Origin of the sequence: Streptomyces sp. Alt3 (assembly GCF_030719215.1) — a bacterium.
Lineage (GTDB): Bacteria > Actinomycetota > Actinomycetes > Streptomycetales > Streptomycetaceae > Streptomyces > Streptomyces glycanivorans.
Genome location: NZ_CP120983.1, coordinates 1146578 through 1165870 on the forward strand (window position 1 = coordinate 1146578; position 19293 = coordinate 1165870).

The 19293-nt window shown below is 69.1% G+C and carries 12 protein-coding genes; 4 read left to right on the top strand and 8 right to left on the bottom strand.

What is annotated here, in order from left to right; genetic code table 11:
• Positions 1-14 precede the first annotated feature (14 nt).
• Positions 15-1820 (bottom strand): gamma-glutamyltransferase family protein, encoded by a 1806-nt coding sequence (locus tag P8A20_RS05125; protein ID WP_147960174.1) that lies wholly within the window; start codon positions 1818-1820, stop codon positions 15-17.
• Positions 1821-2407: 587 nt separating this feature from the next.
• On the opposite strand from P8A20_RS05125, the gene P8A20_RS05135 reads away from it, so the two are divergent.
• A protein-coding gene (locus P8A20_RS05135; RefSeq protein WP_306102962.1) for an IS3 family transposase occupies positions 2408-3612 on the top strand; the annotation gives its coding sequence in 2 pieces (ribosomal slippage) (positions 2408-2699 and positions 2699-3612; 1206 coding nt in all).
• A 7-nt stretch (positions 3613-3619) separates the two neighbouring features.
• Here P8A20_RS05135 and P8A20_RS05140 read toward each other — a convergent pair.
• From P8A20_RS05140 to P8A20_RS05165, 6 genes are all read right to left on the bottom strand, one after another.
• Positions 3620-4480, bottom strand: coding sequence for a DUF5655 domain-containing protein (locus tag P8A20_RS05140; RefSeq protein WP_306105117.1), 861 nt, complete (start codon positions 4478-4480; stop codon positions 3620-3622).
• Between the two features lie 415 nt (positions 4481-4895).
• Entirely contained in the window at positions 4896-6386 is a 1491-nt protein-coding gene (locus tag P8A20_RS05145) for a glycoside hydrolase family 43 protein (protein ID WP_306102963.1), read from the bottom strand.
• 105 nt (positions 6387-6491) lie between these two features.
• Positions 6492-9152: a family 78 glycoside hydrolase catalytic domain gene (locus P8A20_RS05150; RefSeq protein ID WP_306102964.1), complete on the bottom strand. Its 2661-nt coding sequence runs from the start codon at positions 9150-9152 to the stop codon at positions 6492-6494.
• A 181-nt stretch (positions 9153-9333) separates the two neighbouring features.
• Positions 9334-10434 carry an LLM class flavin-dependent oxidoreductase gene (locus P8A20_RS05155; RefSeq protein ID WP_147958115.1) on the bottom strand — a complete coding sequence of 367 codons (1101 nt, stop codon included), beginning with the start codon at positions 10432-10434 and terminating at the stop codon, positions 9334-9336.
• Positions 10435-10560: 126 nt separating this feature from the next.
• Positions 10561-11727 (bottom strand): flavin reductase, encoded by a 1167-nt coding sequence (locus P8A20_RS05160; RefSeq protein WP_306102965.1) that lies wholly within the window; start codon positions 11725-11727, stop codon positions 10561-10563.
• A gap of 126 nt (positions 11728-11853) precedes the next feature.
• A complete protein-coding gene (locus P8A20_RS05165; protein WP_187282049.1) occupies positions 11854-13320 on the bottom strand; it encodes an MFS transporter in 1467 nt (488 codons plus the stop codon).
• Between the two features lie 389 nt (positions 13321-13709).
• Here P8A20_RS05165 and P8A20_RS05170 point away from each other — a divergent pair, with 389 nt between their 5' ends.
• Positions 13710-15032: an MFS transporter gene (locus P8A20_RS05170; RefSeq protein ID WP_306102966.1), complete on the top strand. Its 1323-nt coding sequence runs from the start codon at positions 13710-13712 to the stop codon at positions 15030-15032.
• 378 nt (positions 15033-15410) lie between these two features.
• Here P8A20_RS05170 and P8A20_RS05175 read toward each other — a convergent pair whose 3' ends face one another.
• The gene (locus P8A20_RS05175; protein WP_147958111.1) at positions 15411-17900 is read right to left on the bottom strand and encodes a glycoside hydrolase family 3 protein; all 2490 of its coding nucleotides are present in this window, start codon (positions 17898-17900) and stop codon (positions 15411-15413) included.
• A 177-nt stretch (positions 17901-18077) separates the two neighbouring features.
• On the opposite strand from P8A20_RS05175, the gene P8A20_RS05180 reads away from it, so the two are divergent.
• Both P8A20_RS05180 and P8A20_RS05185 read left to right on the top strand, forming a co-directional pair.
• Positions 18078-18551, top strand: coding sequence for a hypothetical protein (locus P8A20_RS05180; protein WP_306102967.1), 474 nt, complete (start codon positions 18078-18080; stop codon positions 18549-18551).
• A 131-nt stretch (positions 18552-18682) separates the two neighbouring features.
• Positions 18683-19273, top strand: coding sequence for an NADPH-dependent FMN reductase (locus P8A20_RS05185; protein WP_306102968.1), 591 nt, complete (start codon positions 18683-18685; stop codon positions 19271-19273).
• Positions 19274-19293: the final 20 nt, after the last annotated feature.

The following is a 19293-nucleotide window of genomic DNA, read 5'->3' on the forward strand; positions in this document are numbered from 1 at the left end:
CACCGGGCAGGTGTTCAGCGCCCGACGGCGTAACCCTGCATCCCCCGGGGGTTCGCGGCGGCGGACAGGACGCCGGTCTCCGGGTCGCGGGCGACGGCGCACATGCGGCCCTCGGACCACGGGTCGCCCACCGTGACGTCATGGCCGCGCCGGCGCAGCTCCTCGACGACCCCGGGGTCCATGCCCTCCTCGACGGTGACGCTGCCGGGGCGCATCCCGCGCGGGAAGAAGGATCCGGGGAAGCTGTCGTTGTGCCAGTTGGGGGCGTCGATCGCGCCCTGGAGGTCGAGGCCGCCACGGACCCGGTCCCGCAGAGCCACGGCGAGGAAGAAGTGCAGCTGCCACTGGTCCTGCTGGTCACCGCCGGGAGTGCCGAACGCCATCACGGGGACTCCGTCGCGCAGGGCGAGGGACGGGGTCAGCGTGGTGCGCGGGCGGCGGCCGGGGGTCAGCGTGTTCGGCAGGCCCTCGTCGAGCCAGGCCATCTGCAGCCGGGTGCCGAGCGGGAAGCCCAGCTCGGGCACGACGGGGTTGGACTGGAGCCAGCCGCCGCTGGGTGTGGCGGCGACCATGTTCCCCCAGCGGTCGACGATGTCGAGGTGGCAGGTGTCGCCGCGGGTGGCGCCGTCCTTGGCGACGGTCGGCTCGCCCGCTCCGGCGACCGGGATCCCCATGGCGTCGAAGCCGGAGGCGCCGGTGGAGACGCCGTGGGCGTGCGCGCTGAGGGCCGGGGTGCGGCCGCCGGGGCTGCCGGGGCGCAGCTCCAGGGAGGCGGTGTCCTCGATCAGGGCGCGGCGCTCGTCGTTGTAGGAGTCGGAGAGCAGGGTGTCGACGGGGACGTCGGCGGCGTCGCCGTACCAGGCCTCACGGTCGGCCATGGCGAGCTTGCAGCCCTCGACGAGCAGGTGGACGTACTCCGCCGAGCCGTACTCCGGGAGCTCCGCCGGGAGGAGCGCGAGCTGCTGGAGGAAGGCGGGGCCCTGGCTCCAGCCGCCCGCCTTGGCCAGCGTCCAGCCGTTCCAGTCGTAGGTCGCCGGCGCTTCGTACGTCGCGGACCAGCCCGCCAGGTCCGCGGCGGTGAGGGTGCCGGTGTGGCGGGTGCCGCTGGTGTCCATGGTGGGGACGCCCGCCTGGCGGACCAGCGCCTCGGCTATGAAGCCCGTGCGCCAGATCTCGCGTGCGGCCTCGATCTGGGCGACGCGGTCCTCGCCGCCCTTCTCCTGTGCCTCGGCCGTCAGACGGCGCCAGGTCGCGGCGAGTGCCGGGTTGCGGAACAGCTTGCCGGGCTCGGGCGCCTTTCCGCCGGGGAGGTAGACCTCGGCGGAGGCCGGCCACTCGGTCTCGAACAGCTCGCGGACCGTCTCCACGGTCTGGCCGACACGCTCCACGGGGGCGTGGCCGTCCTCGGCGTATCCGATGGCGTACCGCAGGACCTCGGCGAGTGGCTTGGTCCCGTGGTCGCGCAGCAGCAGCATCCAGGCGTCGAAGGCGCCCGGCACGGCGGCGGCGAGCGGCCCGGTGCCCGGGACCAGGTCTAGGCCGAGCGAGCGGTAGTGCGCGGCGGAGGCTCCGGCGGGGGCGGGGCCCTGGCCGCACAGCACCCGCACGTCGCCGTCCTTCGGCGCGAGGATCATCGGGACCTCGCCGGCCGGGCCGTTGAGGTGGGGCTCGACGACGTGCAGGACGAAGCCGGCTGCGACGGCCGCGTCGTAGGCGTTGCCGCCGTCCTCCAGGACGGCCATCGCGGACTGCGAGGCGAGCCAGTGGGTGGAGGACACCATGCCGAAGGTGCCCTGGAGGGTGGGCCGGGTCGTGAACATCGCGCATCACCTTGCTAGTTGTACGTGCTAAGCAGACCGATCACGGCTCACGATCGGGCCTGGGGAGAATCTGGGGAGTTTCGCCCTGCAAGGTCGTTCACCTGATCGTCGAGCAGGCTATCGATCGCCTGTCGCCCCCTGCGACCCGCCTCCGGCATGAAGTGCGCGTAGTGGTCGAGGGTGATGGTGGGTGACGCGTGCCCGAGCCACCTGGCCAATGTCACTACCGACTCCCCCGCCTCTAGGACTACGGAGGCGTATGTGTGCCGCAGCACATGAAAGCCGTCCCGGGGGGCCGCCTGCCATTGCCATGGCTTCGCTCCCTTGGCAAGGGGCGGAATCACACCGGCCTTGGCCAGTGCCGGCTTCCAGATCTCGGTGTTCCACGTGTTCGCCGCCACAGCGTTTCCGTACATCGTAGTGAGAACGAGGTCGTGCCCCTTCCTCTCCCGTTCCGGCTCCGGGCCACCCCAGGGGAGCTCAACCTTTAGCGATGGGTAGGTCTTCAGATGCTCGACCAGGGGCCTTGACCCCGGATGTTGGACACACGAGACACTGGATCCTGAGGATCTGAGAACGGACATCTCGTGGTCATGAAGAACTACCCGCCGCAGTTCAAGGCGGACGCGGTCGCGATGTACGAGTCGCGGCCGGAAGCGACGATCAGGTCGGTCGCAGCCGATCTGGGGATCAACCCGGAGACCCTGCGGAACTGGGTCCGGGCAGCCGGGGTGAGCCGTCCCCGAGGACGGCGGACACAGGAACCAGGCCTGCCGCCGGCACCGCTGGAGGCGGAGAACGCCGCCTTGCGGAAGAAGGTCCGTGAGCTGGAGGAGGAACGGGAGATCCTGCGCAAAGCGGCGAAGTATTTCGCCGGGGAGACGCGCTGGTGAACCGCTTCCAGTGTGTCGCCGACCTCCAGCGCCGTCACGGCGTGAAGCGGCTCTGCAGCATCCTCGGTGTCAGCCGCTCGAGCTTCTACTGCTGGCGGCGGACGGCTGTGGACCGGGCCGCCCGGCAGGTGGCCGACGCCCGCCTGGCCGCCCGGATACGGGCGGTGCACCAGGAATCGGACGGCACCTACGGAGCCCCGAGGATCACCGCCGAGCTCCGCGAGGAGAACGGTGTCGCGGTCAATCACAAGCGCGTCGCCCGGATCATGCGGGCGTCCGGGATCGAAGGAATCCGGTTGCGCCGCCGGCACCGCACCACCGTCTCCGACCTGGCCGCCGCCAAGGCCCCGGACCTGATCGGCCGCGACTTCACCGCAGGCCAGCCGAACACGAAGTACGTCGGCGACATCACCTACCTGCCCATCGAGGACGGGAAGTTCTGCTACCTGGCGACCGTCATCGACCTCGCATCACGCCGTCTGGCCGGCTGGGCGATCGCCGACCACATGCGCGCGGACCTCGTCACCGACGCCCTGACCGCAGCGATCCGAACCCGCGGCAGCCTCGCCGGATCGATCATGCACACCGACCACGGAGCTCAGTACACGAGCAAAATTTTCGCCGAAGCCTGCAGGTCAGCAGGGGTGCGGCGAAGCATGAGCGCGGTCGGGTCCAGCGCGGACAACGCACTCGCCGAATCCTTCAACGCGACCTTCAAACGCGAGACCCTGCAAGGACGAAAAAGCTGGCCGACCGAGCGCGAGGCCCGACTCGACGCCTTCCGATGGCTCCACCGCTACAACACCCGACGCCGACACTCCCGCCTCGGACAACGATCACCCATCGCCTTCGAGAACGCCCTCCACCGCACACCAACTACGCTGCCACAAGCCGCATAACCCGTGTTCAGGATTCGGGGTCAAGGCCCGTACGCAGTTGCACCTCCAGATCGCCCGTCCCGTGGTGACCGAGCCCGGACACGTCCCGGGTGAACCCCGGAACGAGGTCGACGTCTTTCGGATCGACCTTCAAGTAGACGAGCACCTTGCTGCGCTGCGGCGGGCACAGGCAAGCGAAGTTCCGCAGCCGCTGGTACGCCCGATACTGCTTGCGTTCAACGCGGCTCACGCCGTCACCGAGCCCGAGGAGCGCCTCGTCGACCGCGCTCGCCAGCTCCGCCATCGACGCGCCCTCGACGTCGGCTGCCGCCTGGGCAACCGCCTGCCGGCGCACCCGTCGGGCTACCTGCATGCCACCGCTCACGGACGCCACGGCCTCAAGGCCGAACAGATCACTGCCGAAGAGTCGGTATCGGACCAGGTCGATCGAGCGGCGGTGCTCGCGCACGGCATGCACGTCGTAGCGCGTGAAGTCGCCGGCGATACAGATCAAGCGCGGCCCGCTCCACAGGACCTGGGACGCGGCCGTCACCCCGAGCCGGTCGCGGACCAGGTGCTCGAACTCGGCCCGATGGTCCATCAACCACGCCAGGTAGAACAAGCCCTGGTTGATGACGCCGGCGTCCGTACCGCGCTTGTACTCGACGATAACCGGCGATCCGTTCTCGTCCAGCCCGAGCGAATCGATCCGGCCCCCGTGGACGGGCCCAGTCCCGTACTCGCTCGCCAGGAACCGCACCCCCAGCAGCGTCTCCATGTGTGCCTCGACGAGACCCTGCACATCTGCCTCGGCCTCTGCAAGACGCGGCGTGACCTCAGTCATGCCGCTTTTCGTTGTGTCCGTACGAAATAGCTTCAAGCCGACCACCCCCGTCATCGCATCGGAGATCGACAACGTCGAGTGGGTAGCGATTTGTTTCCGCAACGATCGTTAAGTCTGTAAAGAGCGTATGCCGAGGGGCAATCGACCGGGTGAGTAGTCCCCGGAGCGCGGCCACGAGGACCTCCCGGTCGGCGCACTCCGTCGGCATCCAGCACGAATCCGGCACGGTACGGATATGGGAGGTGATGACAGGTGACGGGAGGTCAGAAAAATCCAGCACCTAGCCATCAAACGCGGTGGCAACCAGGATCGTTCATGTAGCGAGATCGGCAACTCACGTCATACGTCAGGGAGAGGGCAAGGGTAGATATGGCTTGTCGGCCGTCTCCGCCCGGGCTACCGAGGACGTGTGGTCCTCCAGAGTTCCTCGGCGGTAGTCGCTGGGCATACTCGAATCGGGTCAGCCGTCCCGGTCCAAGGCATCGGGGTCATCGGATCCCGTGTAGGTGAACGATCGGACGATCAGGTCACCTCGGTCACAGAAGACGCCGATCAAGCGACCGGTCATCCCTCCGGCGACCTCCGTCGAGAAGTACCGGCCGTCGACACGGCCGATCTCGGTGGTGCCGTCGCGGCCGGTGACTGTGGCGACAAGCTTGTCGGGGCCCAGTTCGGTGCTGAAGATATGGCCGTCGGCTGGCTCTATCCGGAGTGTCAAGGTGAGGTCGGTTTGACCGTCGATGTTGGTCTCACCGAGGAGTGACACAAGTGAGCCGATGCGGGCAACGGCACGTACCTGCCCGCCGGCAACTTCCAGCCGCACCGCGTGCCGGGGGTCGATACGCAGTTCCAATCCGCCCTCGCCGTCCTCGACGCGGACCTCCGCACGGATTCGGGCGTAGAGGTGCTCCTGACGGCGTCCCACGAAAACAGGCTCCCCGGAGTCGGCGGGAGTGAGTCGCCAGCCGTTCTTGGCCGGCTGCAGGAGCTCGTCGGGAAACCGGCCGGGGGCGGCCCAGGACGGAGGAAGGATGGTGCCTGACAGTTCCTCGGTCACGATGGCCGGGTAGGCCGCTTCCACCGGCTCCCCGACCTGGGGCCATCCGTCCTCCCAGGTGATCCGCGAGGCGAAGGTCTCCCGCCCGAGAACGTGCCACTCGGGACTGGTCCCCCGGGTCCTGACGCCGTGGTACACCAGGACCCACTGCCCGTCCGGTAGCTCGACGAGGTCGCCGTGGCCGGCGTTCTGCACCGGTGAATCGGTGCCTCGAGCGGTGAGGATCGGGTTCCACGGACACGGCTCGAACGGTCCGGCGGGGGAAGAACCACGAGCGATCGTGATCGTGTGCCCACGCTCGGTCCCGCCCTCGGCGATGAGCTGGTACCAGATATCCCCGATGCGATAGAGGTGTGGCCCTTCCGGGAATTTGCCACCGGTGCCCTGCCACAGCTGCCGTGGCTCGGAGAGGACCTTGCCCGTCGTGGGGTCGACCTCCGCTTGGACCAGGCCCATGGGCCCGTGGTCGTCGAAGCCCGACCATGTCAGGTAGCAGGTGCCGTCCCTGTCCCAGGCCAGGTCTGGATCGATGCCCGGAGCGTCGGGGAACCGCACCGGATCCGACCAGGGCCCAGCCGGGTCCTGGGCGGTCACCAGGAGGTGGCCTCCGCCATCGGTCAGGTTCGTGGTGATGAGCCAGAACAAGCCATCATGGTGGCGTAGCGTCGGCGCGAAGATGCCTCCTGACGCCGCCGCTCCGGTGAGGGACAGCTGCGAAGGCCTGTCGAGCGCGTGCCCGATGTGCTCCCAGGTCCGCAGGTCGGTCGACCGGTACAGCGGGACTCCAGGTGCGTACTCAAAGCTGGAGTGGGCCATGTAGTACGTACCGTCGACACGGCAGATCGTGGGGTCGGGGTGAAAGCCGCTGACGACGGGCCGGGTGGGCAGGTGCATTGTCTCTCCTGTCGGGAAAGGTCCACGCCTGATCTGCGATCAGGCCGAACGAGAAGTCGGCCCCGTTGCGAGTTGGTTACCGCTCAGGCCGATGCGTCTCGCTGGTCATGCTTCGTCCTGGCGGTTAGTCCATTCGAAGAGCGCTGTCCCGGGGCCGATGTCAGCACGTCGGCCGTCGGGAAGCCTGACTTCGGCCTGGGTGCCCGGGGGCACCACTACGCGCATGCGGGTGGTTTCCCCGTGGTTCCGCCAAGCCACTTCGATGCGGCCGTAAGGACTGTCATGGCCGGCTTCCGCCCAGGTCAGCCCGCTACCTGGGCACGGTTGCACCCTGAAGCGCCGGTAGCCCGGTCCCTCGTCAAGGACACGCAGCCCTGCTACGAACCGGTGCAGGAAGGAAATGACCGCGCCCTTGCTGTAGTGGTTCAGCGATTCGTGCGCCACCCCATCGGCGTCTATGGCCTCCCACAACTCCCAGACCGTGGTGGCCCCGTTATCCAGCATGTGCATCCATGACGGCGGCGTGTTCTGCAGCAGCAGCTCGTAGGCGAGGTCGGCATAACCCGTCTCGGCAAGGACGGGAAGAAGATGCGGCGTGGCCAGGAAGCCAGTCCCGACTCGGGTGCCAACAGCTCTCACTAGTTCGGCCAGGCGATGGGCGAGGGACGGCCGCAGGTCCGCGTCGACAAGGTCGAAGGCGAGCGCTCGGACCAGGGTGGCCTGGGTCTCGGGCTGCACTCGGCCCGTCTCGTCCACGAACTCGGTCTGCCAGGCGAGGCGGGCGTGTTCGCTGATCTCACGGTAGCGCTCAGCCTCGGCCTCACGCCCCAGTACAACAGCGATGCGGCTCAGCAGACAGCTGGAGTGCCGCAGATAGGCGGTGGCGACCGCGGACTGGTCGAGGGTGCGCAGCTCCTCCCAGCCGGGCTGATCCCCTGGTTCCAGCCACTCGCCGAAGTGGAAGCCGGTGTCCCAGAGGTACTCCTCGTGCGGCGCGGGCTCGGGAAGGTTCGCGGCGCGGTGCGGGTGCCGTCCCTCTCGCGCCATCCGGATTGCCCGTTCGACCCACGCCACCATCGACGGCCACTGCCGCTCCAGCAACTCCCGGTCTCCGTACGCCCGGAAGATCTCCCACGGCACGATCACCGCGGCATCCCCCCAGCCCGCCGAGCCCAGGTTCTCCCCGATGAGGGGATGGTCGCGTGTGGCGGGGCCCAGCTGGTCGGGGACGAAGTTGGGTACGACACCGTCTTCGAACTGCTGCGTGGCCAGATCTCGCAGCCATTTCCGAGAGAAGCCGGCCACGTCGAAGAGGAAGGCGGCGGTCGGGACGAAGAGAGCCCAGTCGCCGGTCCACCCCGATCGCTCTCTGGTTGGGCAGTCTGTGGGGATGTCGACAGCGTTGCCCAGGAAACTGCGTACGGCGATCTCGTGCAGCCGATTCAGGCGTTCGTCGGCGCAGCGGAAGGTTCCGGTCGGTCGCAGGTCGGTGTGGACGACGACGGCGGTGAGGTCGTCGGGGGTGAGGTCGCGCAGGTCGCCCTCCACGGCCACGTACCGGAACCCCTTGGTGGCGTGCCGGGGTTCGAAAACCTCACCTGTGCGGCCGGCGGAGACGACCACGTCCACCTGGCCGGGGTTCAGTTTTTCCTCCCAGTCGGGCGGCATGTGGTCCGGGAGCAGATTGCGCCGGGTGACCTCCCCGTCCGGGGTCAGGGCCTCGCCATGGATGAGGGTCAGCCGGGTGCCCCGGGGGCCGAGTTCGGACAGGCGCACCCATCCGACGACGTTCTCGCCGAAGTCGGCCACCTGAGCGCCGGAGGGGGAGCGGCTGACCGACAGGGGTCTGCGGTACCCGGTCCTGCGGACCGGGGGCGCGGGGGACGCGGCCAGGCGGTCGTACCCGGTGTCTGCCACGGTGACGGGTGTCCAGGTACGGGCGTCGGAGACGCCGGAGGTCCATCCGACCGGTTCCGCCCGCAGGTCTGCGGTGACCCCGCCCAGGAGGTCTGCGCGGGTGATTCCGCCTGTGGTGCTGGTCCAGGTCGCGTCGGTGCAGAAGACGTCCTCCGTGCCGTCATGCAGGGTGAGATGCATCTGGAGGAGCAGGGCAGTGCGGGTCCCGAAGCAGTCGGCGTCCCGGAACATGCCGTTGACGCCGCGGAACCAGCCGTCGGACAGGACGGCACCGACGGTGTTGGCGCCGGGGCGGAGCAGGGAGCCGACGTCGTAGGTCTGCACCTGGAGGGTGCTGCGGTAATCGGTGAAGCCGGGGGTGAGTTCGTCGTCTCCGATCCGGACACCGTTGACGAAGAGTTCGTAGATGCCCTCGGCAGTGACGTGCGCCCGCGCGGTCGTCACCGCGCCGGGCAGGGTCAGTATCCCGCGCAGGAGATGGGCGGGCCGCTCCCCCGCAGCTGCCACGGTCTCCTCGGCGGGCTGGATCCAGGCCGCCTGCCAGTCCTCCGGCTCCAACAGTCCGGCCTCCAGCCACGACGGCGCCGACCAATCGCTGCGACCGGCGTCCGTCCAGACGCGGACCTGCCAGGCGCGGCGCTCCCGCGAGCGCAGTGGCGGTGCCCCGGTGGCGACCAGCACGCTCTCACCGGACTCCACCTTGCCCGAGTCCCACTCCCCCATGCGCAGCTGGTAGGCGTGTTGCACCCGGCAATCGGACGGAAGCAGCCAGGACAGTCTCGGCCGGGGCTCCGTGATGCCGTGTGCGTCGTCCAAGAACTCGACTCGAAGCCGTGTGGGTGCGCTCACGGGATTACCTTCCTTGTGCTTTCCTGCTGAGATGCAGGTGATACGACGTCACCAAGAGTGAGTGTGGGCGTCGGGCGTCCCCGCCGTCCCGCTGTTCCGGATCGGTGCCGGGCGGGAACAGGGGACAGCGGTGCGAAAGGGCAGGCGCGCAAGCGTCGGCTGGGTCGGTTTCGCCTTACGGTCAGTTCGACCGGAACTTGGGCATCACCTCGGTGGCGAAGAGTTCGAGCGACTTCTTGCCGAACTCAGCACGCTCCAGGGTGAGCGGACCGCCCAGGAATCCGCCGAGCACGTTGCCGATGCCGATCCCGGACACCTCCTGGAGGTGCTCGGCAACGGTGGCCGGGCTGCCCCAGACGCACCAGGTGCGCTGCCATCCGGAATCCAGGGCGTTGGGCGGCGACTTGAGGGTGACGCCGGACAGCTTCTCGGCCTCCAGGTTGGCCTCGTGCTCGCGCTCGACGGCCGCCTGGTACTGCCCCATGAGGATCTGGAACTCCTCCTCGGCCTGCTCGTCCGTCTCGGCGACGTGGACGTGCTGGTAGGTGTGTGTAGTCCACTCCAGCGCCCGGGCCACCTTGTCCTGCGGGTGTCCGGCGGCCTCCAGGGCCGTGCGGTAGGCCGTAAAGTGCGTGCGCAGGTGCTTCAGCGGCTCGCCATCGTCCAGGGCGGGTGGCGTGAAGGCCGGGATGAATGCGGGCTGAGCCTCGGCTGCCGCCCGCTCGACGCTCGACGGGCGCAGGGCGACCGACATCAGCTGCGGGCCACCTTCGGTGTACGAGGCGGGGACGATGCGGGAGACCACGGCGCCCTTGTAGTGACCGTTGTCGAACACGAACGGCTCGTCCTCGGCCTTCTTGTCCCACAGCTGCCGCACCAGGGCGAGGTGGGACTTGGACAGTTCCGGCGTGTCCTTGAAGTTGATGCCGAGGCCGATCATCTCCTCGGGGGTGGTGCCGCTGCCGGTGCCGACGAGGAGCTTGCCGTCGGTGAGCTGGTCCAGGAGGTTGAGGCGCTCGGCAAAGCGCACGGGGTGGTGCAGCGCGATGGTCTGCACGGAGAACCCGTAGTACAGGCGGGGCAGCCGGGCTGCCAGGAACGAGGCGAACATCATCGGGTCGCTGGCGGGCGGGCAGTAGCCCGTGAAGTGGTGGTCGGGGAGGAAGACTGCGTCGAAGCCGAGGCGTTCGACGTCGACAGCATGGTCGACGAGTGCCTTGGTGATGCGCCGATCCTCGTCCGGACCTGCTGAGCGGGTGGTGAGAAATGCGGAGAAGCGCACGGTGGCCTCCTGGTCTGCCCACGTCGGGCGTGGGGGTGGTCGGGGAAAACGAGGAGGTGGGCGACGCCCGGGTCGCCCGCCTCAGAGGAACAAGGTGAGTGGTATATGGGCAGTCCAGGTCCCGGGTCAGGAACCGATCAGCGCGCGAGCGCGTTCGACGCCGGCCAGCAGGCGGTCGCGGCACTCGACCAGCCGGTCGGGTGTCTCGTTTCCGGTGAAGCCGATGAGGTGCAAGGAGAGCCCGACACGCCCGTCGGCGGTGTGCACCGCCGCCGCGAGTGAGGTGACGTCCGTCAGCTCGCGCAGCGGGACCCGCAGGCCGGGCTCAGGACCCCGTTCGGCGATCCGGCGGAGGAGGTCTCCGGCCCGGTCTGTGTCGTTCGCGCCGTTCTCAACCACCCGCTCGAACCGGTCGGCGGTCGCCCGGCCGGTGGTCACCTGGTAGCCCAGAGCCCGGACGGCCTCGAGATCCTCACGAGCGGTGCGTCCGCCCTGTTCGCCCAGAAGCTGGCTGCTCCTGGCGATCCATGTCTCCTGTTCGGCCGGCGAGGCCCAGGCGGCGAAGAGCGGTCCGAAGGGGGCCGCGAGCGGGAAGGCCGCGCCGACCCGCGTGGGACTGCCGTGGGGCGAGGATCCGACACCAGCCGCCACGAGGGAGACGACGTGATCGTCCATCGCCGCGCTGACGAGGCATTCAAGGCCGAGTTCGCGGGCGATGGCCTCGGCCTCCGGGCGAACGGCGTCGGCGAGCCGCAGCCGTGCGCCCGGCTCCGGCGACTCGGCCTGGAGGGAGAGGGGAGCCGGGGCGCCATACCCGCCGCGCAGGAACAGCAGGGGCAGTGCGGGTGATTCGGGTACCGCGATGTCCTGGACCCGTCCGAGCACGATGTCGTGGTCACCGGCTTCGATCACAGACTCGACGGCACAGTCGACCCACAGGACGGCTCCACTCACTCGGGGACTGCCGGACGGGGCGTCGTCGGCGCAGTAACGCTGGAACCGGTCCATCTCCTTGGTGAAGAACGACCGGCACACCTCCTCCTGGCCGGCCCCGAGAACACTCACACAGAACCGGCCGGCCTCACGGATGCGCGGCCAAGAGGTGCTGGAGCGGTCCGGAAGGAAAGCGACGAGGGGCGGGGCGAGCGAGACGGAGGTGAAGGTGCCCACGACCATCCCGACCGGCGTGCCGACCGCGTCGCGGGATGCCACCAGAGCGACACCTGTCGGGTAGTGACCGAGCGCCTTGCGGAACTTGGCGGGCGCGATCGGCTTGGTCGTAGGAGTGTCCATGGCGAATCGTTGCCTCACTTCAGAATCCAAACTCTGATTTTAGATTAGAGCGGGAGCCCTGACCGGTCAAAGGGTCGCGCGCGCCTTCGTGTTGGCGCGGCCGGTTCACAAGCCGCCGAGCAGCCCTCACGCGGAGGGTGGGGCGGCAGCGCCCCCCGACGCCCGGTCGTCCGGCCGGCGCCCCAGGCGCCCTTTCGGAAGAAAGAGGGCAACGACCAGGCCGGCCGCAAAGCAGGCAGCCGTGACCGCGAAGACGGGCGTGAAGGCCGCACCGTACTCGGCTGCCGTGCGTGCGCCGTCCGTACTGCCGCCCAGCCCGTGCGCCGCGACGGCCCCGAGCACGACGGCGCCGGCCAGCACGCCCAGCTCCCGCAGAAAGCTCAACCCCGCCGTCACCGCACCGGCGGCTTCCCGGCCGGCTGCGTCCTGGGCGACGACCACGACGACCTGCATGAACAGTCCGGCTCCCAGACCGAGCAGCATCAGCAGGAGCGCGATGACCGGGAGCGGCGGATGGCTGCTACTGAGGACGGCCAGGGCGGCCCCGGCTCCGATCGCCGTCGCACAGCCGGCCACGGGAAAGGGCCGCCATAGGCCCCACTTGCGAACGGCCAGTCCCGAACCGTTGATCCCTGCGACGATCCCGAGCGTCACCGGCAGCAGCATGAGTCCGGACACAGTCGCGGAAGAGCCGTGGATACCTTCCACCCACATCGGCACATAGGCAAGCGCGCCGAACAGGCCGAGGCCGGCGAGCAGTCCGAGCGCGCAGCACTGGGCCACCACCCCCCGGACGAGCGTCCGCACCGGCAGTACGGGGAGAGCGCAACGACTTTCCCACCACAGCGTCACCGCCGTGAGGACCGCGGTAAGGGCGGCACCGACGGCGACACCGGGAGTCCAGCCCGCCTCCCCCGCCGCCGAGGCGACCAGGACGAACCCCACGGCCGACACCGCGATCAGCGCGGCGCCCACCGTGTCGAACCGGGGGCGGGCGGAGGTGACGGGCACGCCGGTGCCCGGCACTGCGACGAGAACGAACAGCAGGGCGAGCGCGCCGATCGGCAGGTTGATCCAGAAGGTCCAGCGCCAAGACGCGAAGTCGGTGAGCCAGCCACCCAGCAGGGGGCTGACCACAGTGGCGACGGCGAAGACCGCCCCGAGCGGGCCTAGATAGGCGGCCCGTTCCCGGACCGGCACGACATCGGCCACCACGGCCTGCGGCAACACCAGGAGGCCGGCACCGCCGAGCCCCTGGAAGAACCGGGCCAGAGCGAGCATCTCGATGCCGGTCGCAAGCCCGCAGGCGACCGAGGCGATCAGGAACACCAGAACGGAACCGGCCAGGACCTGACGGCGGCCGAACCGGTCACCCAACGCGCCGACCGCGGGCATCGCTGCGGTGATCGCCAGTGTGTACGCGGCGACGACCCAAGAGGTGCGCTGCGGACTGCCGAGCTCCCCGGCGATATCGGGCAGCGCCGTGGCGACGATCGTGTGGTCGAGCGCACCCAGGGCGGTCACCAGAATGAGGCAGAGGAAGAACCTCCGGGGCCGCTGGACCAGACTCGTTTCGGACAGAGTTGAGGACACGTATCCGCTCCATAACCGGCACGGCGACATCAGGTGCGGAGAGGGATCGGCTCCCCGACGGGTGGCTCACCCCGCCGTGCGGGCCCATTGTGCCGCCCCTCACCGAAATAACAAAATTTTGATTCTGAACACCAGGTCGCGCCGACCCACTCAGAGCGCGGGCGCTCACCTGCCGAGCTGACAACCGCAGCACACCCTGGCTCTCCACTGCCGCCAACGCTGCCATCAGAATCAATCTTCTGATTTTTCATTGGCCAGGGGTCTAGCCAAAGGATGTGACCCCATGCATCATCCCAATCAAGAATCAAAATTCTGATTGCCCGATGGCTGGATCCTTCTGTCACGAAACACGGCAGCCTGGCCAGAGCGCTCAACGAGGAGCCGCCTCGATGTCCCACTCGCCCTCCCCCGCTGCAGCCGGACGCCCCTGGTACCTGGCCACACTCGGAGGACTCGCCTCCTATCTCGACAGCGGCGTGCTTTTCGCGACCGCGCTGTCCATCTCACTCTGGCAGGGCCAGTTCGGCCTGAGCGCGTGGTCGGTCGGAGCGATCACTGCCGCCCTCACCGTGTCCATCGGCATCGGGTCGCTGGTCGGCGGACACGTCGGAGACCGCTTCGGGCGCAAGCGGGTCTACTCCGCGGACCTGATCGTCTTCGCCTTCGGCCTCCTGTGGCTGATTTTCGCGGCCAATGAGCCGATGCTCTACGTCGGCGTCGTCCTGACCGGCCTGGCGGCCGGCGCCGACCTGCCCGCCTCGCTAGCCCTGGTCGGGGAGAGCGCTCCGGCCGCCAAGCGCGGACGCATGGTCTCCTACGCGCAGTTGATGTGGGGTCTCGGCATCATCGTGGTGCAGGTCGTCGCCAAGCTCACCGCCTTCAGCGGCACGCTCATGCCCCGGATCCTGTTCGGCCAGTTGCTCTTGGTCGCCTTGGTCACCTGGGCGCTGCGCCAACGGCTGCCCGAGTCCGAGGTCTGGGTCGCCGAGCGGGAACGTAGGAACGGGAAGAAGGATCGCTCCTGGGCCCTGCTGATGCGCCTGCCCATCCTCGGCGGCCTTGCGTTCACCACCGCGTTCTACCTACTGAGCACCGTCATGACGCAGTTCTTCGGCAACTTCGGTCCGTACGCCATGATCAGCCTGTTCCACTTCGACCTGCCCACCGTCACGTCGATCATGGTCATGATCGGCCCCGTCGGCCTCGTCTGCGGCATCGTCTTCATGCGCCTGGTCGACCATCGCACAGCCCGGACCGCCATGTTCGCCGTCGGTGCCGTAGTGCAGCTCGCCGGTCTGCTTCTCCTCGTCGTCCTCCCGCTGGATGCGACCGTCTTCGTCATCTGTTTCATGGTCGTGATCGCGGGCGCCAGCTTCGCCGGCGAAGGCAACTACAAGGTCTGGTCCCAGGAGATCTTCCCGACCTCACTGCGCGGCACGGCCCAGGGAATCAGCTTCGGCATCGCCCGCATAGGAGCCGCGGCCTTCACCGTTGTCTCCCCCACTCTGCTCCACAACGACCCCAAGATCGTGCTCACGATTCTTCTGGTGGCCACCACCGTCGCCATGGGGCTCGGATTCCTCTTCCAACCGCGCGACTCTGGCCGCACGATCGAGCAGATCGACGCCGCCTTCGCCCCCGGGCCCATGGAGAGGCACAGCGCCGGAGAAGCCACCCGTGAGCACCCCACCACGGCTGAGCAGACCACCTGACCGCGCATACATCGAGGACGCATCACAAGACAGCCGCTGATGCGATGCGCAGGTGCGGCAGCGGACCGTCCTCAAGGGCGGTCCGCTCGTCGTCGAAGTCGAGCCCCGCCCTCTGCCGGGTAAGGGTGCCCTCAACCCTGCAGGGATCCCCGCCGCCGCATCGAGCGCGTGCAGAACCACCTCTCGGCGATCAGCCCGACAGCCGGGTCTCACGGTGAAAGACCGCACCGCCAGCCTTACACGAGGACGTGTGGTCTCGGGCAATGTCCCGGCGCCTCCGGCCCTGAGAGCCTGCATACGGGGCGGTCGCCATCCTGATCAGGATGGCGACCGGCCCGTATGCACTGGTATCCGTGCGGGCAACGGGCTGACGGCGCCTCAGCGGGGCGCGGGGACAATCCGAGTGAGGGTGTGCTCGATATCCTCGGCGGACCGGCCGATCAGGACCTGGTAGACACCCACCGGAGTCCGCCAGCCGGCCGACTCCGTGTCCCACCGCAACCAGGTACGGCTGTCCAGGCGCACTCGCACCTCGGCGGACTCCCCCGCCGCCAGGGCGACCCCGGTGAAGCCGGCCAGTCGGGCGTCGGTCTCACCGGGCGCCCGAACATACACTTGCACGACGTCCCGACCGGTCCGCTCACCCGTGTTGGCCACCCTCAGGCGCACCGCCAACGACCCCGAACCGCCCTCCGTCCTGATGAGCGTGGCATGGGCATAACGCCAGGTGGTGTAGCCCTGACCGGCGCCGAAGGCGAAGCGCGCGGAAGTGCCGATGCCCAGGAGGTGGCGGTAACCGGTCGGTTCGGCGGGTGTGTAGTTGCGGGTGAGGTTCACGTCGAGGGCCTCACCATGTGTGGAGCGGTCGGCGTCAGTACGGGGGACGGTAACTGGCATACGGCCGCCGGGCTCGTCGTCTCCAGCCAAGACGCGGGCGAGCGCCTCACCGTATCCCTGTCCGGCGAACCAGGTCTGCAACACGGCGGCGACGTCGTCGGCCCAGGGGGCGTCGACGGGCCGGCCGGCGTTGACGACGACGACGGTGCGCGGGTTGGCACACGCCACCCGCCGGATCAGCTCCCGCTGCTCGGCGGGGAGGGAGGAGTCCTCGAGGTCGCGGCTTTCGCGGGAGGAGCGCAGTTCGTCGCCGACGACGAGGACGACGGTGTCGGCCTCCTCCGCGGTGCGTACGGCGCGCTCCAGCGCGTCCGGTGTACGCGGGGGCGCGGCGCTGACGGTGAGGGCTTGGACCCGCCCGCCCTCGGTAGTCATCTCGGCAACTACGGTGACGGGTTTCCCGCCCCGCAGGTCGACGGTGCCGGTGACGGTCTCGGCCCGGGCGATCTGGCCCATGAGGTCGCCCGGCGCGGGGGCGGGCCGGTGAGCCAGTCGTCGGCCTTCGACGGTGAGCACGGTGTCACCGGATCCCCCCACTCCGATCGTCCACGGGCCGTCCTCGTCCGGTGTGAGAACGGCGGTCAGGCGCAGCCTGCCCGGCTCGGTGGTCGGGCCTACGTCCGGTACCTGCCCGAACCAGATGAAGGAGCTGTCGCCGCGGGTCTCGGCGAGTACGCGGGTGCCGCCCCGGAAGTGTTCCAGCAGGACTCCTGGTTCGCCGTCAGGTGTGGTGACCGGCAAGGCGCCCAGGGAGACCGCGGGCGTGGTGTCGACGCCGCGCTCGTGGACGATCTCGCAGGTCGGTCCGAAGCGTGCACGGATTGCTTCGAGGGGGGTGGCGGCATCGTCGGCCGGGCGCACCCGGCCGAAGGTCGCGCCCTGGTAACAGGGGCGGTCAGCGTTGGGACCGATGACGGCGAGCCGTGTGAGACCGTGCGGGGCAAGGGGTAGCAGGCTGTCCTCGTTGCGCACCAGGACGAAAGAGGCGGAGGCGGCGCGTACCAGGATCTCGTGGGCACGTTCGGCGGGCACGTACTCCTCGGTGCGGACTACGGCGCGTCCGGCGCCGCCGTCGAGCCGGCCGACGCGCCGGGCCAGGCGCAGCAGTCGGGTCACCGCGTCGTCGACCCGCTCCTGCGGCACCTCCCCGCGTTCGACGGCCTCGGCGAGACGGTGACCGAAGTGGATAGCCGGGCCGGGCATCTCCAGGTCACAGCCGGCGAGAGCCGGGCCGGGGGTCTCGTGCAGGGCGAAGTAGTCGGAGAGGACCAGGCCGTCGAAGCCCCACTCCGCCTTGACGATGTCCAGCAGGTCGGCGTTGGCGGCGCAGGGCACCCCGTTGAGCCGGTTGTAGGCCGCCATCAGGGCCCAGGCCCCGGCTTGGACTGCAAGTTCGAAGGGCCTCAGATACACCTCGCGCAGCGCGGTGTCGTCCACCTCGCTACTCATGCGCTGCCGCTCGGTCTCGGTGTCGTTGGCGACGAGGTGTTTCGGGACCGAGGCCACGCCTTGGCCCTGCATGCCTTGAACGAAGGCAGCGCCGAGCAGCCCGGCCAGCAGCGGGTCCTCGGAAAGCATCTCGAAGGTACGGCCGGACAGTCCGGTGCGAGCGAGGTTGAGGTTGGGACCGTAGACAGCGTCGAAGCCCTTTCGGCGGGCCTCGGACGCCTCCGCGGCGGCAACTGTGCGGACGACGTCGGGGTCCCAGGTGGCACCGAGGGCAATGCCGCTGGGCAGCAACAGGGAGGTATCGCGTTCGTCGAAGGTTGGGCTGACCAGGCCGAGCGGCCCATCGACCAGCGTGACGGGCTCCAACCCGAGACGGGGTTCGGCGAGCGTGGCCCAACCTGAGGCACCGGCGGTGAGCCGAGCGCGGGCGGCAGGGTCGACAGCACCGATTGACGGCAGACCGGCGCGGCCGGTCTCCGGGGTGGCTTCCCAGGTTCTCGGGGGGTATGCCGGCTCGGTCATGGTGCGGTCCTCCTGTGCGGGGCGGCGGAGCCCTCCGCGCCCCTGTGACTCGGTCCGCCGCGAAGTGGGCACGGCAGACATCAAATTTAGAATACTAATTCTATTACACTTGGCGTCCCGTCTCCACCTCTGGGCAGCGCGAGGGCAGGGAGACACCGCGCGGGAGGGCGAAGCCCAATGACGTCCCGCACGCAGCACGAGCCGCCCGGTTCCACCAGGAGGTGCGGCTCGACCTCGACTGCCGCCCAGAAACTCAGCTCACCACGGGCGGGGGCGAAGTCGACCGTGGTCGTTCCACCGGAGGCGCGGGGGCACCGCACCGCGGCGGCACCCGCCAGCGCACGCCGCCGCGACACTCAGCCGGAAATCGACCCCCTCCCCGAGCTCAGCCAGGATGACCGCCCTCCGGCCGACCGGATCCACGGCGTCGAGCAAGACATCCGCGATGACCGCGGCAGCACGGGAGCCAGGGCGTTCATCCTCAGGGGCAGGCCCGCAGCGATCGACCCGCAGAAGGAGATGGTTGCCCACCGCCACCAGGAGCAGGCCCACCGCGCACAACGGCGAGACCCCAGGGCCCGGCGAGCCAGGTGCGGCCTGATCCTCGGGCAGAGCGGGAACGACTCCGAGATGCTCGAGCGAACGGCTTGACGCAGCAGCCAATCCCACTTAGGTTTCAGAATCAATATTCTGTTATCAGAACGGTGCCCGGTGCTGCCCGATCCGGGTCACGAGGCCACACCCCCTTTCCCCCCCGCCCCCACCCAGAACGGAACATCGCCATGAGCCACCTCGTCGTCGGCATCGGCGGCACCACCCGCGTCGGCTCCAGCAGCGAACTCGCCGTCCGCACCGCCCTGGCCGCCGCCGAGGTACGCGGCGCCCGCACCCTGCACTTCGGCGGCGACTTCCTCGCAGCCCTCCCCCACTTCGCCCCCGAACGCCCCGACCGCAGCAAGGAACAGCGGCAGTTGGTCGAGGCGGTGCGCCAAGCCGACGGGATCGTCATCGGCTCACCTGGCTACCACGGCGGGATCTCCGGCCTGGTCAAAAATGCCGTCGACCTCCTGGAGGACCTCCGCGACGACACCCGCGTCTACTTCGACGGCCGAGCCGTCGGCCTGGTCGTCACCGCCGCCGGCTGGCAGGCATGCGGCACCACACTCTCCGCCCTGCGCAACGTCGTGCATGCCATGCGCGGCTGGCCCACCCCGCTGGGTGTCACCCTCAACTCGGGCCAGGGCCCCCTGTTCACTCCCGACGGCACCTGCACTGACAAGACCGCCGCGGCCCAGCTCGATCTCCTCGGTCACCAGGTACACGAGTTCGCCGCCCGTTTCAGCGCACCGGCCCCGGCCGTGCAGGCCGCCTGAGCACCGAGGCGCACTCCCCA

What these genes read in the sequence shown, in the direction of transcription:
- P8A20_RS05175 (WP_147958111.1), bottom strand. Translation starts at nt 17,900, where the DNA reads ATGACCGAGCCGGCATACCCCCCGAGAACCTGGGAAGCCACCCCGGAG.
- P8A20_RS05180 (WP_306102967.1), top strand. Translation starts at nt 18,078, where the DNA reads ATGACGTCCCGCACGCAGCACGAGCCGCCCGGTTCCACCAGGAGGTGC.
- P8A20_RS05125 (WP_147960174.1), bottom strand. Translation starts at nt 1,820, where the DNA reads ATGTTCACGACCCGGCCCACCCTCCAGGGCACCTTCGGCATGGTGTCC.
- P8A20_RS05170 (WP_306102966.1), top strand. Translation starts at nt 13,710, where the DNA reads ATGTCCCACTCGCCCTCCCCCGCTGCAGCCGGACGCCCCTGGTACCTG.
- P8A20_RS05185 (WP_306102968.1), top strand. Translation starts at nt 18,683, where the DNA reads ATGAGCCACCTCGTCGTCGGCATCGGCGGCACCACCCGCGTCGGCTCC.
- P8A20_RS05145 (WP_306102963.1), bottom strand. Translation starts at nt 6,386, where the DNA reads ATGCACCTGCCCACCCGGCCCGTCGTCAGCGGCTTTCACCCCGACCCC.
- P8A20_RS05160 (WP_306102965.1), bottom strand. Translation starts at nt 11,727, where the DNA reads ATGGACACTCCTACGACCAAGCCGATCGCGCCCGCCAAGTTCCGCAAG.